Genomic DNA, 12329 nt, shown 5'->3' with positions numbered 1-12329 from the left:
TTATTTTAACCCCTTTGGTGTAAAGATCACCACAAGATCATAGGAAGTCATCCCCGCCGGCAACTTTGGCAGGGGGTTGGCTCTTTTGAGCGCCTTTCTGGCGGATTCATCCAGATATCGATTCCCGGATTTCGTTTCATAGGCGATGTCGCGTATCTCACCACTTTTTAAAATCTTAATCATCACCCTGACTTCCAGGTGCTGATCCATGCGGGCCAGCATATCATTGAACACCCAATTTTGTTCTATGGCAATTTGTAAGGCCATTTTATAGATATCAAGGGGGGAATACCCCTGTTTTCCCATCCCCGTACCAGTCCCTGCCCCGCCAGGCCCAATGGCAGGATCTGTATTGTCCTTGTCAGGAAGTTTCCCCTTGGTGTCAACGGCAGCCTTGAGCCGGTTCAAGGCTTCTGAAATCTGTTGTTCATTCTGTTTTTCTATGGTTTGTTCCAGTTTTTCCCTGGCTTTTTTTAAGGCCTCTTCCGGATCAACTTTGGGCTTGGACTTCAACGGTTTGGGTGGCTTCTTGGGGAGAGGCTTTGCTTTTTTCTCCTGGGCCGCCATCAGTTCTTTTAAATTTTTCGGTTTTGCCTTCAAGCTGATATCCGGTTTTAAGGCGACAACAGGCTTTGGAATTGTTTTAGCAGGCATTTTTTTCTTGGTTGACTCCAAAGGGACCTTAACCGTCCCGGGAGGGACATCAACAGATTCCGGCGCAAAATTGGAATCTGATGCAACCTGACCACCCGCAGGACCTGGAACAAAGGAAACCAAATCCACCTGAATCACCCGGGGAAGTGGCTTAGACATATCAAATTTGTTCAGCAATAAAATTCCGGCAAAGAACAGCCCATGGACAAAAATAGAAAAAAGACAAACAACCACAAAATTTTTTGTGCCCTGATCAATGGCAGAAAAAAAAGTGTTTTTATTTCTCAGGTGAGATCGATTAAGCATGCCGACAGCTCAGGAAGCCTCGTCATCTTCGGGGAGGGTGATCATTCCGAGACTGTCAATTCCCGCCTTCTTAATTTGCGAAATTACGTTGACAACGACACCATAGGGCACTTGTTTGTCAGCCTTAAGATAAACACTTTTTTTATCAAGATTTTCCAAAACAGCATCCAGTTTCTGGGTTAGAAATGCCACACTGACTTCCAGGTCATTAATATATACCTTTAAATCATTGTCTATGGAGATGATCAAATGCTCTTCATTGGACGGCAGGGCTTGGGAAGTTGCAGTTGGCAAATTCACATCCACCCCCTGAACCATCAGGGGGGTGGTCACCATGAAAATGATTAACAACACCAGCATGACATCCACAAAGGGTGTCACATTAATCTCAGACATCAGCTGATTATTACCGGATTCTAGGTGCATTATGCCTCCATCTGTTTTTGAATATCTCGTTCGATAATGTTCAAAAGATCCGATGAAAAGCTTTGAAGTTCTGAATCCATGACCCGTATCCGGTCTGTAAAATAGTTATAGGCAATAACCGCTGGAATTGCCACGGCAAGGCCTGCTGCCGTTGCAATAAGCGCCTCTGAGATTCCCGGGGCAACAACCGCAAGACTTGCAGAACCGCTCAATCCGATCCCATGGAAGGTATTCATAATTCCCCACACCGTGCCAAAAAGCCCGATAAATGGAGCAGTATTTCCAGCGGTGGCCAAAAAAGGAACCAGTTGGGTCAACCGCCGAATTTCCACGCCAATAGAGCGTCTCAGGGTTCGCTTCACACTGCCCATTGCCTGTAGATAAGACGTTTCAGGGCCCAGGGTGGTTTTGCCCTCTTTTTTTTCAGACCGGGCCATTTCCATATAGGCGGTGATAAAGATTCTGGCCAGGGGGCTGGACCTTAATGCCTTGGCTTTTGCAAAGGCATCGGCCAGGGTCCGGCACTGCCAGAAGATATCTGTAAAATCAGCCGATTCCCTGTAGGCGTTTCTGATATACCGAAATTTTATAAACATGATTGCCCAAGAGATAATTGAAAAGAACAATAGAATGAGCATGACAAATTTCACAACAGGCCCTGCAGCATTCAACATGTAAAACAACCCAATAGATTCCGACGTCATAAAACCCTCTCTTAAAAATTCATACCGATCACAGGCAGTAACATAGCAAATAAATTTTAATAAAGCTACAATGCGCCACCAATTTCCTGCAAGCCAACGACACTAACAAAAAAAGCCCCTTTACACAATTGTAAAGGGGCTTTTTCATTTAGCTATAAAACGGTAGTGGAATCTAAATTACATCATTCCGCCCATTCCGCCCATTCCGCCCATTCCGCCGCCGGGCATTCCACCAGGCATTCCGCCGCCGGCACCACCCTCTTCGGGTTTGTCAGCGATCATGGCTTCTGTGGTCAGCATGATAGAGGCAACGCTTGCAGCATTCTGAAGTGCAAAACGAACCACTTTCTTGGGATCCATAACACCGGCTTCAATGAGATCTTCATAAACGTTTGTCCTGGCATTGTAACCAAAGGCGCCTTTGCCTTCCAACACCTTGTTAATGACAACAGCGCCTTCAACACCAGCATTGTCGGCAATTTTACGAAGGGGCTCTTCAATGGCTCTGGCAACTACCTGGACACCCAGTTTTTCCTCACCCACCAGATCAAGCTTGGCAAGGTCGGCAATACATCTTACCAATGCCACACCGCCGCCAGGGACAATGCCCTCTTCAACGGCTGCACGGGTTGCATTCAATGCATCTTCAACACGGGCTTTCTTTTCTTTCATCTCGGTTTCAGTGGCAGCCCCAACATTGATAACAGCTACGCCGCCAACAAGTTTGGCAAGGCGTTCCTGAAGTTTTTCCTTGTCATAATCAGAAGAAGTTTCTTCACTCTGGGCACGGATCATTTTCACGCGGCCTTCAAGGGCTTCTCTGGTACCAGCACCATCAACAATGGTGGTATTGTCTTTGTCGATGGTAATGGACTTGGCCTGGCCAAGATCCTGGAGAGTCACATTCTCAAGTTTAATTCCAATATCTTCGGAAACCACCTGACCACCGGTAAGGATGGCAATATCTTCCAGCATGGCTTTTCTTCTGTCGCCAAAACCAGGCGCTTTAACAGCAGCCACATTCAGCGTACCGCGCAGCTTATTAACAACCAGGGTCGCAAGGGCTTCGCCTTCCACATCTTCTGCAACGATAACCAGAGGTTTGCCGCTTTTTGCAATCTCTTCAAGCACCGGAAGCAGATCTTTCATGGAAGAGATTTTTTTGTCGCAAATCAGGATAAAGGGACTGTCAAAGGAAGCCACCATTTTTTCCGTATCAGTTGCAAAGTAAGGAGACAAATATCCCCGGTCAAACTGCATGCCTTCAACAACATCCAGAGTGGTGTCCATGGATTTGGCTTCTTCCACAGTAATAACACCTTCTTTACCGACCTTGTCCATGGCTTCTGCAATAATATTTCCAATGGTCTCGTCGTTGTTAGCAGAAATAGTACCTACCTGGGCAATATCATTCTGATCCTTGGTGGGTTTTGCCATTGCTTCAAGCTGTCCAACGATGTTGGCAACTGCTTTGTCAATCCCTCTTTTGATACCCATGGGATTATTACCAGCAACTACAAGCTTCTGACCTTCTTCATAAATTGCCCGGGCAAGAACCGTTGCAGTAGTGGTACCGTCACCGGCCATATCAGATGTTTTGGAAGAAACTTCCTTTACCATCTGAGCGCCCATGTTTTCAAACTTATCTTCAAGATCGATCTCTTTGGCAACTGTCACGCCATCTTTGGTGACATTGGGTGAACCCCAGGATTTTTCTATAACAACATTTCTACCTTTTGGTCCAAGAGTAACAACCACTGCATCTGCAAGAGCCTGAACACCCCGAAGCATTGCTTCACGGGCTTTGGCATCGTATTTAATTTCTTTAGCCATGTTTTCGTATCTCCATCTATATTCTTTTAAATTATGCTCTAAATTATTTTTATGTTGACTAATTTAATCTTAATTATTCGACAAATCTAATTATTCGACAACGCCCAGAACATCATCCTGACGCATGATCACATAATCAATGCCATCAATTTTAACTTCGGTGCCGCCATATTTGCTAAAAAGAACACGGTCCCCGACTTTTACATCCATGGGAAGAAGCTTTCCATCTTCGGCCAGACGGCCATTTCCGGATGCGATCACTTTACCTTCAGCTGGTTTTTCCTTTGCTGTGTCCGGGATAAAAAGTCCACCTTTGGTTTTTTCATCCTCTGCAACGCGTTCAACCAAAATTCTGTCACTTAACGGTCTTAAACTCATGATACATTTCTCCTTAGGTTACGTATTGTTTGCTCTTTAAATTTTAGTGATCAAATACCAACTTCTATTTTGCAGAATCGCTTGATTTCTCAGAAGTTGTCTTAGTTTGTTCGATAGGCTTGGCTGATGACTTTTTCTTGGTTTCAGTCCCGGCCTTTTTCCCGCCATAGTCAGTGACATACCAACCGGAGCCTTTTAAATGAAAGGTACTCTGGGAGATAATCTTTTTCAAATGACCCTGGCAGTGAGAACAAATCTCAAGGGGGGGTTCTGAAATTTTTTGAAATGCTTCTTCCACTTGCCCACAGACGGTACATTGATACTCATAAACTGGCATTTTCTTTTACTTCTCCACTTTTCTTTGTTCCTGCTTGAAAAATCAAAGATAAAATAATTAGTCTTTCATCCTTGTCAAGACAGATCCTCCAAAATTTTTACCTTGTTTCTCCCCCTCTATGACCTCCACGCCATTCTTCATAGAAAAGAAATACTTTTGAAAGACCTGGAATGGAAATCCTGCGCAAAATTGAATAGGTCAAATCATGGACGCGTCTTTCTTCAGCCAAAGTAAGATCGGCTTCCCCGACATTTTCATATCGATGCTCAAACCGTAAAAATCTTGCAACATGCACCAACTCATGGGTGAGAACATATAAAAGGAAAGGATCCAACACTAGTGTTTTATCCTTTTCCACCACGGACAGAATGGCAGAGTCTTGAAGACAGACCTTATACAGACTAAAAGAAGAGGATCCCAGGGAATCTTCTTCTTTACGACCTTCATATTTTACAACCTGGGCAAAGGGACCGCAAACCCGCTCATGGACGGCCAGGTCCTTGGCTGTTTTAATATCATACCTGTTTTTTAAATATTGCCCGGAAGAGAGTTTAAAAAAATCATTCACCAGTTCTTCAGCCATCAGAACCGCCCGATCTACCCTTTCCAGGTCTTGGTCGTTAAAATATCTATATGCCTGCATAGCGCTACCTGTTAAATAAAGGATTGGACATTTACTGAAATACTATGATATGGTAGCTATTTAGCTAATATGAACAATATATAAAATAAAATGATCTTAAAGGAGGTGATTTTTTTGGGTAGTGTTATTAAAAAGAGACGGAAAAAAATGCGCAAGCATAAGCACAGAAAACTCCTTGCTAAAACCAGACACCAGAGAAAGAAAAAATAGCCAAAAGACCATGTACGATTTTGGGGGGAGTATTGAGTTGCAAACACCCAACTCAATACTCAAACCCATTTTTATTTTCTATCCGTTTAAATTTCTAACAATGGCAGCACAATTGCCTGCCCGATGGCATCATTGCCGATCCGATGGCATAATTGCCGATCATTCTAATTACCAACACCCTTCATGTATTTCATCAAATCCGAATCCGTGGAAAGAATCAGCGAACTGTCCTTGGAGAGACTCTTTTTGTAAACTTCCATTGTTTTCTGGAAGGCATAAAAGTCCGGATCCACCCCGTATGCATCCGCATATATCTGAGTGGCTTTTGCATCGGCATGACCCTTGGTTTCCTGGGCAGTTCGATAGGCCTCTGATTTTATTTTCTGGAGCTCTTTTTCCTTTTCACCCCTTATATTACTAGCCTCTCCCTTTCCTTCCGCACGAAATTTTTCAGCGATCTGGTTTCTTTCTGCAATCATCCGGTCGTAGACAGAACGCCTAACACTGTCGATATAATTGACCCGCTTAATTTTCATATCCACAAGTTCTATACCAAATTCCTCAAGCTTTGTTCTGGACTGGGCCACAATCCGACGGGTGATTTCATCCCGACCCAGATCAACCTGATACCGGACACGCCTGTTCTTATTTTCATCATCGTCGGCAACATCAAAGGTATCCATGGCTCGGTCTGTATTTCGAACCGTTTCGACCAGGGGATATGAGGTGATAAGGTTCCGCATGGCAGGATCTATAATGTCGTCCAGACGCTTTAGGGCGGAAAATTCATCTTTTACTGTCTGGAAATAGAGAACGGGATCAGAAATTTTCCACCGTGCAAAAGTATCCACCCAGATATAGGTTTTATCCTTTGTGGGCACCTGGCCTGGATCGCCATCCCATTCCAACAGGTTTTTGGGGAAATAGTTGGCCGTTTGAATAAAGGGTGTCTTAAATTTTAAACCGGGTTCCTTGACAGGCTCCCCAACAATCCTACCAAACTGGGTAATCACCACCTGCTCGGTCTCATCCACCACGTAGGCCGAACTAAAGACCAGTACAAGGGCAGCCGCAACCACCGTCACAATCATTATTTTTATCGTGTTGCTATTCATCGTTATTCACCCTTCCGAAGGAGTTTATCCGGAGAGACCAGATTTGATCCATTGGTCCCCAAATTTAAAAACGGCAATAGATTTTTCTGATCAGAATCAATTATATATTTTGAGCCAAGATTTGGGATGATTTCCAGCATGGCCTCAAGATACATCCGTTTTTTGGTCACTTCCTTTGCCTGGGCATAGGCGTCATAAACCGCTTTAAATTTGGTTGCATCACCCTGGGCACGGTTAACACGGTCAATGGCATACCCTTCTGCATCCAGAATCAACCGCTTGGCCTCACCCCTTGCAAGGGGAACCGCCTTGTTATATTCTTCCCTGGCCTTGTATATGGTCTGTTCTTTTTCCTGAATAGCCTGGTTTACTTCATTGAACGATGCCTGAACCGGTTCCGGCACATTGGTCTTTTTCATCTCTATGTTGACAATACTGATACCGGCTTCGTAATTGTCCATTTCCTTTTGAAGCATCTCCTTGGCAGCCAGGGCAATTTCCTCACGACTGGAAATCACTTCGTTGATGCTCCTGTCCCCCACAACGGTTCTCATGGTTGACTCTGACATACTTCGAAGCAAGGAGTTGACATTCTTGACGTTAAAAAGATAGGCCCGGGGGTCTGCCCGTCGGTACTGGACAATCCAGGGAATCACGGCAACATTTAAATCTCCGGTCAGCATCAAAGAAGATTCCTGCCTCGGAGTGGCTGCCGATGTCCGGTATTTATCACTTGCACCATAGGTGTTAAAACCAAATTCTTCTGTTTCCGGAGTTTTAACATTGACCTTGGTCACTTTTTCGATACCCGAGGGCAACTTAAAATTCAACCCGGGCTGGGCAAGTCTGTTATATTTGCCAAATCGCTGGATCACCCCCACCTCATTTCGATCCACTGTAAAGAAGGTAGAGGATCCAAAAAATAGGGCGATAAGGATAAGACCCACCAAAAAAACCCCAGGGAATTGAAACCCTTTAAATTTATTGAGGAGTTCATCCATCTGGGGTGGCCTGGGTATACCCGGGCCACTACCCCCCTGTTTTTTCTCATACTTTTGCTGGTTATCCCGTAGCTTTTCCCAATCCCAATTCATAGATAAATCCTGTGTAAATGATTATTAATAAACCTTCTCATAATTTGCCCAATATTTTAATATAATTTTATAGAAAAACTATAACCGTTTTTATAATTATCAACCCTAAAAGGCAATAATTATTTGATTATTGCACGGGTCAGCCTTTAATTTCAAAGCACCCTATTTAAAAAAAATTGGGGTATATTCCATAAATAGGATGTGGTATTAAAAACAAATTACAGGAAGAAAAGAATCAACCCGACAGGTATCCAGATCAAACATATTGGGTCAAATATATCAGGTACACAAAAAACGCAAATGACAAAAAGAAAAGACAGCAAGCTCATTCATATCAGCGACATCCTAGGCTCGGCTCTGGGAAGATACAGACCTGCCAGGGATATGGACATGGCCCGGATATGGGATATCTGGGATTGCGCCGTGGGCAGGCCCGTTGCAATGAATGCCAAGCCAGACGCCTTTAAGGATGGTCAGCTTACGGTCAATGTCTCAAGTTCCGCCTGGATTCATCAGCTCAAATTTCTTGAACGTGAGATAATTGCGACGCTCAATAAACAGATGGACAAAGATATTGTCCGACAGATTCGGTTTAAAATTGGTAAAATTCACAGTTGACACTTTTTTTGAAAACCAGATAAAAATTCACCAGCCGGCAGAAGGGTATCGGTATTCCATGGACCCTGTTATCCTTGCCGCCCAGGTGATGCCACACCCTGGATGTAAAATCATTGATATTGGATGTGGTTGCGGTATTATCCCTTTAATTCTCGGCTTTCGACACAGGGATGTCCACATCATCGGTATTGAAATTCAGTCCCAGCTGGCCGAACTGGCAACAAAAAATATCGATGAGAACCAGATGTCGGACCGAATCCAAATTTTGAAGAAAGATATTCGTTCCACTACTTCTTTTGACATCCAATCTTGTGATAACCAATCTTATGATAACCAAGGGCTTGCCGATATTATCGTTTCCAACCCCCCCTATAAAAAAAAGGATACCGGGCGACTGAACCCAAATATCCAACGAGCGATTGCCAGACATGAGATAAGGCTTGAACTGTCACAATTTTTTTCAAGCGCCCAAAGGCTTTTGAAACCCCGGGGGCAGATCCTTTTTATATATCCGGCGGGCCGGTTACAAGATATTATTCCAGGCCTTATGTCCCATAATTTTCAACTGGACTGGATTCAATTTGTTCACACTAAAAAAAACAAAATAGCCAAGCTGATACTGGTCTCAGGCCTTAAAGAGGGCCACGGAAACTGCATTGTCCGCCCGCCTTTGTACATATATGATAACCAAAACAATCCAACAAATGAATATGCGGCCATGTTTAAACCTTGACACAAGGCAAAAAAGAGTCTATTTTTCCTTGAATTAATTGACTGCGGAGAGGTGACCGAGCGGCTGAAGGTGCACGCCTGGAAAGCGTGTGTATCTTAACGGGTACCGGGGGTTCGAATCCCCCCCTCTCCGCCAGCAAAGTTATATAAGCTACTGTAATTACAGTGGCTTTTTTTAGTTAAAAAGCCTGATATTTTTAGTCCATCATGTGTTACACACTTGACTTACACACTTTGTGTAAATGGAGGATTAAAATGGAAACAGGCAACTCCCCTTCTTACCTGATCAAAAATCCGTACTCCTATTGTTTCAGGATCAAGGTCCCCTTAAACCTACAGCCTACAATCTTCAGAAAAGAGTTGAGGTCTTCCCTTGAAACAGGTAATTTAGCTGATGCCAAGACCAAAGCAAGGTATATGGCTGGACAGTTTCAGTTACTTTTTAGGGACATACGATCAAACAAGATGGATCTTTCAAAAGAACAAATTCAAAGACTGCTAAAGGACTACAAGGACAGGCTATTTGAGCAGTATGATATCCCTGTTATGTATGGCCAATATGACAAAAACATGCCTCCTGAGACTCAGACACCAAGGGAGACTGAATACCAGTGGTCAGGTGGTTACAGAGATTGGCTCCTTGAAAGCCTGGCTTCTGGAAATTATTCTGAAAAAGCAATACCAGATTGGAATGGAGACAATGTCTCAATTGAACAGAAGGTGGATGATGTGTTGATCCAACAAGGAATAAATACATCTGAGATAAACAAGACCTCCTTAAAATATTCAAAACTTTGCCAAGGGTTTATGAGGGCTGAACTCCTGGGGGTTGAACATTATCAAAAAAGACTGGATGGGCATTATTCAGACAAATTTGAAGAAACACCAAAAGAAAGCCTCCCCAAACCCTCTGCTGTTGTAACAGATGCGAAAAAACTGATCACCATAAAAGAATTGATACCCAAATATATAGCTGAGGGAATTGAGGATAAACGGTGGTCAGGAAAAACCCCTGGAGAGATTGAAAATGCTTTAATGGCTTTTGCAGAACTTATAGGAGAAGACACACCAATATCAACCATAAACAGAGATACGATGGTAGATTACAAGGATAAACTCAGAAGGCTTCCACCAGCAAATAAAATCCCAAAAGGTACGACTCTTCTTGAGGCTGTGGAAATAGAGCATAAGAAAACCCTTGCTGTAAAGACAATCAACAAACGGCTGGAGTTCACATACACTTAACAACTTCATTGCACCAGATATGAAATTCAGGGAAAGGTATTTTGCATATGCCAGGGCAACTTGATAATGCCCCCAGGTTCCGGGGTTGGTTCCACCTCTTTTTGTAGTCACAAGGTCAAAGTCCTTCCCAGGTACTTTGAGTTTATTCTCAAGTGTTTCCAGAAACTTAACTGTGTCAATCTGAGCTAACCAGCGTACAGGTCTTTGAGAATTTTTACCATCCTCTGCTCTCCACATGTCTGTCAGATTGATTTTATTGTCTTCTTTACTCTGGGTAGACTGGTTATGGTGGTTCTGCTGCCGTTGCCAATGGTGCGGATGTATGGGCAAAATCAGCATCATATTAGAACGGGTATACCCTTCCTTTTATCTCCAATTATTTAATGGAGAATTTATTCATTTGGTTGCGTTAGGTCAAATATAATTGAATATTTCTTTACACAAATTCTAAATATTGATACTGATTTATAGATCAAATTCTTTAATCGTTGCTGTTCCCTAAAATACTGTAAATCAGTTTGTCATCCAGATGCAGGAATGTATTATATTAGGTTTTTTGATATGGCAAATCAAAACAAGGAAAAGAAAAAAATGAAAAGAAAAAATTTGGCAACTTTAATTCTGGCAATCATGACAATGATGATGATCTTAACCGTTTCGCAGGCTGTATCCGAGGACATGCCGGCGGATAACATGCAGATTCTTCTTGACAAGGTCAAGTCGGACAAGAAGTTGCTCGTGGCGGACAACATGCAGCTAACCGAGTCCGAGGCCAAAGGATTCTGGCCGATCTATGAAGGGTATCAGAAGGACCTGATGGCGATCAATCAGCGAATCCTCGGCCTCATCGAGAGCTATGCCAACGTCTACATGACAGATACCATTACCGATGAAACTGCCAAGACACTGACGGCTGAATTGGTCAGCATCCAGGCGGCTGAGAGTGAGCTTCAGTCGTCCTACGTTCCAAAACTTGCGAAGGTTCTGCCTCCCAAGAAAGTCCTTCTCAATCTGCAGATCGAGAGCAAAATTCGGGCCGCAATAAAATATAACCTCGCAGCACAGATCCCCTTGGTAAAATAACGAAATGAGATGGAGGCGAAAGCCAGTCACCATACCCCCGGCAAAGCCGGAGGCTTGTATTGTGAACCGCTCAAAGCGGTCATAAAAACATGAACCACCTAAAGGTGGTCAAAATAGTTTCAACTGGTCTATTTTCCGGTCGGCATCTTCTTGTTTCTTGATGTATTTCTTTACAGTCTCTTCATCTCTGCCGACTGTTGATACAAAATACCCCCTGGCCCAAAAATTTTGGCCTGTAAAATTATGCCGCCGTCCTGCATACGTTCTGGCAATATGTATTGCGCTTTTCCCTTTGATATAGCCGACAACTTGAGACACTGCATATTTCGGAGGGATTGATAACATTCCAGGTGCACTTGGACAAAAGCCCCGGATGAAAGCCTCCAGGACTTCCTTGGCGGCGAAGTTCAGTTTGCAGCCAAGGAAAAAAGCTTACCCGAAGAATCCAAACTCCTGAGGGGCAAAATCGAAGGGGAGGTGAATGATAAATACACCAGACTCAAGCATGATGGCCGATACTGGGAAGGATGAAAAATAAATGGTTCACAGAGACCTTAAATAAGAAAAGGGATGGAAATTTATTTTCAATCCCTTTTCTATCTGTATTTTTTATATTACTTGAGCGCTTCTGCTGCCTTTAGGTATGTTTCACATACCTCTTTGTCAGTACCCGCTTCCGTTGCTTTTTTAACGCATTCCTGATACTGATTTACCAGTGCAATTCTCTCCTTGGAAACGTTTCCCTGTGCCTTGTATGCTTTATCCTGGGAAGAGGAACAGGCACTGATAAATAATGTCAGACCACAACATAAAAATAGTGAAAATTTAATAAATTTCATTATTTCTCCTCGAAAATTGTTAAAAGATGCTGGAGTATAAAACACACCTTTATTTTTTGTCAAGGAATCTATGGGGAAAACAGTGCCGACGCATGAATTAGTTTTCACTGGC

15 protein-coding genes, 1 tRNA gene and 2 pseudogenes are annotated in these 12329 nt (G+C 43.3%); 6 read left to right on the top strand and 12 right to left on the bottom strand.

The window, feature by feature from the left end; all coding sequences use genetic code 11:
* From ACZ45G_RS08885 to ACZ45G_RS08855, 7 genes are all read right to left on the bottom strand, one after another.
* Positions 1 to 960 (bottom strand): energy transducer TonB, encoded by a 960-nt coding sequence (locus tag ACZ45G_RS08885; protein WP_464177137.1) that lies wholly within the window; start codon positions 958 to 960, stop codon positions 1 to 3.
* A 9-nt stretch (positions 961 to 969) separates the two neighbouring features.
* Positions 970 to 1386 carry an ExbD/TolR family protein gene (locus tag ACZ45G_RS08880; RefSeq protein ID WP_464177135.1) on the bottom strand — a complete coding sequence of 139 codons (417 nt, stop codon included), beginning with the start codon at positions 1384 to 1386 and terminating at the stop codon, positions 970 to 972.
* Complete coding sequence (gene tolQ / locus ACZ45G_RS08875; RefSeq protein WP_464177132.1) at positions 1386 to 2090, bottom strand: protein TolQ; 705 nt, start codon at positions 2088 to 2090, stop codon at positions 1386 to 1388. Before tolQ ends, ACZ45G_RS08880 begins: the two co-directional genes overlap by 1 nt.
* A gap of 177 nt (positions 2091 to 2267) precedes the next feature.
* Entirely contained in the window at positions 2268 to 3923 is a 1656-nt protein-coding gene (gene groL / locus ACZ45G_RS08870; RefSeq protein ID WP_464177130.1) for a chaperonin GroEL, read from the bottom strand.
* 90 nt (positions 3924 to 4013) lie between these two features.
* Positions 4014 to 4301, bottom strand: a complete 288-nt coding sequence (gene groES, locus ACZ45G_RS08865) for a co-chaperone GroES (protein ID WP_464177127.1) — start codon at positions 4299 to 4301, stop codon at positions 4014 to 4016.
* Positions 4302 to 4365: 64 nt separating this feature from the next.
* Positions 4366 to 4638: an FmdB family zinc ribbon protein gene (locus ACZ45G_RS08860; protein ID WP_464177125.1), complete on the bottom strand. Its 273-nt coding sequence runs from the start codon at positions 4636 to 4638 to the stop codon at positions 4366 to 4368.
* A gap of 97 nt (positions 4639 to 4735) precedes the next feature.
* A complete protein-coding gene (locus ACZ45G_RS08855; protein ID WP_464177122.1) occupies positions 4736 to 5281 on the bottom strand; it encodes a hypothetical protein in 546 nt (181 codons plus the stop codon).
* 90 nt (positions 5282 to 5371) lie between these two features.
* On the opposite strand from ACZ45G_RS08855, the gene ACZ45G_RS08850 reads away from it, so the two are divergent.
* Complete coding sequence (locus ACZ45G_RS08850) at positions 5372 to 5491, top strand: 30S ribosomal protein bS22 (RefSeq protein ID WP_464177119.1); 120 nt, start codon at positions 5372 to 5374, stop codon at positions 5489 to 5491.
* 164 nt (positions 5492 to 5655) lie between these two features.
* On the opposite strand, the gene hflC is transcribed toward ACZ45G_RS08850, so the two are convergent.
* Both hflC and hflK read right to left on the bottom strand, forming a co-directional pair.
* Complete coding sequence (gene hflC, locus ACZ45G_RS08845; RefSeq protein WP_464177117.1) at positions 5656 to 6606, bottom strand: protease modulator HflC; 951 nt, start codon at positions 6604 to 6606, stop codon at positions 5656 to 5658.
* Between the two features lie 2 nt (positions 6607 to 6608).
* A complete protein-coding gene (gene hflK / locus ACZ45G_RS08840; RefSeq protein WP_464177115.1) occupies positions 6609 to 7700 on the bottom strand; it encodes an FtsH protease activity modulator HflK in 1092 nt (363 codons plus the stop codon).
* Between the two features lie 300 nt (positions 7701 to 8000).
* Here hflK and ACZ45G_RS08835 point away from each other — a divergent pair, with 300 nt between their 5' ends.
* The 4 genes from ACZ45G_RS08835 to ACZ45G_RS08820 all read left to right on the top strand — a co-directional run bounded on the left by ACZ45G_RS08835 (position 8001) and on the right by ACZ45G_RS08820 (position 10295).
* Positions 8001 to 8318, top strand: coding sequence for a DciA family protein (locus ACZ45G_RS08835; RefSeq protein ID WP_464177113.1), 318 nt, complete (start codon positions 8001 to 8003; stop codon positions 8316 to 8318).
* Complete coding sequence (locus ACZ45G_RS08830; RefSeq protein ID WP_464177111.1) at positions 8299 to 9051, top strand: tRNA1(Val) (adenine(37)-N6)-methyltransferase; 753 nt, start codon at positions 8299 to 8301, stop codon at positions 9049 to 9051. The genes ACZ45G_RS08835 and ACZ45G_RS08830 overlap by 20 nt, the downstream gene beginning before the upstream one ends.
* A 45-nt stretch (positions 9052 to 9096) precedes the next feature.
* Positions 9097 to 9186 (top strand) — tRNA-Ser (locus ACZ45G_RS08825).
* A gap of 119 nt (positions 9187 to 9305) precedes the next feature.
* Positions 9306 to 10295 (top strand): DUF6538 domain-containing protein, encoded by a 990-nt coding sequence (locus tag ACZ45G_RS08820; protein ID WP_464177108.1) that lies wholly within the window; start codon positions 9306 to 9308, stop codon positions 10293 to 10295.
* 33 nt (positions 10296 to 10328) lie between these two features.
* Here the strand turns inward: ACZ45G_RS08820 and ACZ45G_RS08815 are convergent.
* Positions 10329 to 10634, bottom strand: a pseudogene (locus tag ACZ45G_RS08815) (KilA-N domain-containing protein); the annotation flags it as partial.
* Positions 10635 to 10856: 222 nt separating this feature from the next.
* Here ACZ45G_RS08815 and ACZ45G_RS08810 point away from each other — a divergent pair.
* The gene (locus tag ACZ45G_RS08810) at positions 10857 to 11378 is read left to right on the top strand and encodes a hypothetical protein (RefSeq protein ID WP_464177106.1); all 522 of its coding nucleotides are present in this window, start codon (positions 10857 to 10859) and stop codon (positions 11376 to 11378) included.
* 108 nt (positions 11379 to 11486) lie between these two features.
* Here the strand turns inward: ACZ45G_RS08810 and tnpA are convergent.
* A pseudogene (tnpA, locus tag ACZ45G_RS08805) lies at positions 11487 to 11723 on the bottom strand (IS200/IS605 family transposase); the annotation flags it as partial.
* A 269-nt stretch (positions 11724 to 11992) separates the two neighbouring features.
* On the bottom strand, positions 11993 to 12217 hold the full coding sequence (locus tag ACZ45G_RS08800) for a hypothetical protein (protein ID WP_464177104.1): 225 nt from the start codon (positions 12215 to 12217) through the stop codon (positions 11993 to 11995).
* Positions 12218 to 12329 lie beyond the last annotated feature (112 nt).

This window comes from Desulfoconvexum algidum, assembly GCF_055382125.1.
The sequence above is the reverse complement of the archived record's forward strand: the minus strand, read 5'-3'. Positions and strand labels throughout refer to the sequence as shown.

What these genes read in the sequence shown, in the direction of transcription:
- ACZ45G_RS08885 (WP_464177137.1), bottom strand. Translation starts at nt 960, where the DNA reads ATGCTTAATCGATCTCACCTGAGAAATAAAAACACTTTTTTTTCTGCC.
- ACZ45G_RS08880 (WP_464177135.1), bottom strand. Translation starts at nt 1,386, where the DNA reads ATGCACCTAGAATCCGGTAATAATCAGCTGATGTCTGAGATTAATGTG.
- tolQ (WP_464177132.1), bottom strand. Translation starts at nt 2,090, where the DNA reads ATGACGTCGGAATCTATTGGGTTGTTTTACATGTTGAATGCTGCAGGG.
- groL (WP_464177130.1), bottom strand. Translation starts at nt 3,923, where the DNA reads ATGGCTAAAGAAATTAAATACGATGCCAAAGCCCGTGAAGCAATGCTT.
- groES (WP_464177127.1), bottom strand. Translation starts at nt 4,301, where the DNA reads ATGAGTTTAAGACCGTTAAGTGACAGAATTTTGGTTGAACGCGTTGCA.
- ACZ45G_RS08860 (WP_464177125.1), bottom strand. Translation starts at nt 4,638, where the DNA reads ATGCCAGTTTATGAGTATCAATGTACCGTCTGTGGGCAAGTGGAAGAA.
- ACZ45G_RS08855 (WP_464177122.1), bottom strand. Translation starts at nt 5,281, where the DNA reads ATGCAGGCATATAGATATTTTAACGACCAAGACCTGGAAAGGGTAGAT.
- ACZ45G_RS08850 (WP_464177119.1), top strand. Translation starts at nt 5,372, where the DNA reads ATGATCTTAAAGGAGGTGATTTTTTTGGGTAGTGTTATTAAAAAGAGA.
- hflC (WP_464177117.1), bottom strand. Translation starts at nt 6,606, where the DNA reads ATGAATAGCAACACGATAAAAATAATGATTGTGACGGTGGTTGCGGCT.
- hflK (WP_464177115.1), bottom strand. Translation starts at nt 7,700, where the DNA reads ATGAATTGGGATTGGGAAAAGCTACGGGATAACCAGCAAAAGTATGAG.
- ACZ45G_RS08835 (WP_464177113.1), top strand. Translation starts at nt 8,001, where the DNA reads ATGACAAAAAGAAAAGACAGCAAGCTCATTCATATCAGCGACATCCTA.
- ACZ45G_RS08820 (WP_464177108.1), top strand. Translation starts at nt 9,306, where the DNA reads ATGGAAACAGGCAACTCCCCTTCTTACCTGATCAAAAATCCGTACTCC.
- ACZ45G_RS08810 (WP_464177106.1), top strand. Translation starts at nt 10,857, where the DNA reads ATGGCAAATCAAAACAAGGAAAAGAAAAAAATGAAAAGAAAAAATTTG.
- ACZ45G_RS08800 (WP_464177104.1), bottom strand. Translation starts at nt 12,217, where the DNA reads ATGAAATTTATTAAATTTTCACTATTTTTATGTTGTGGTCTGACATTA.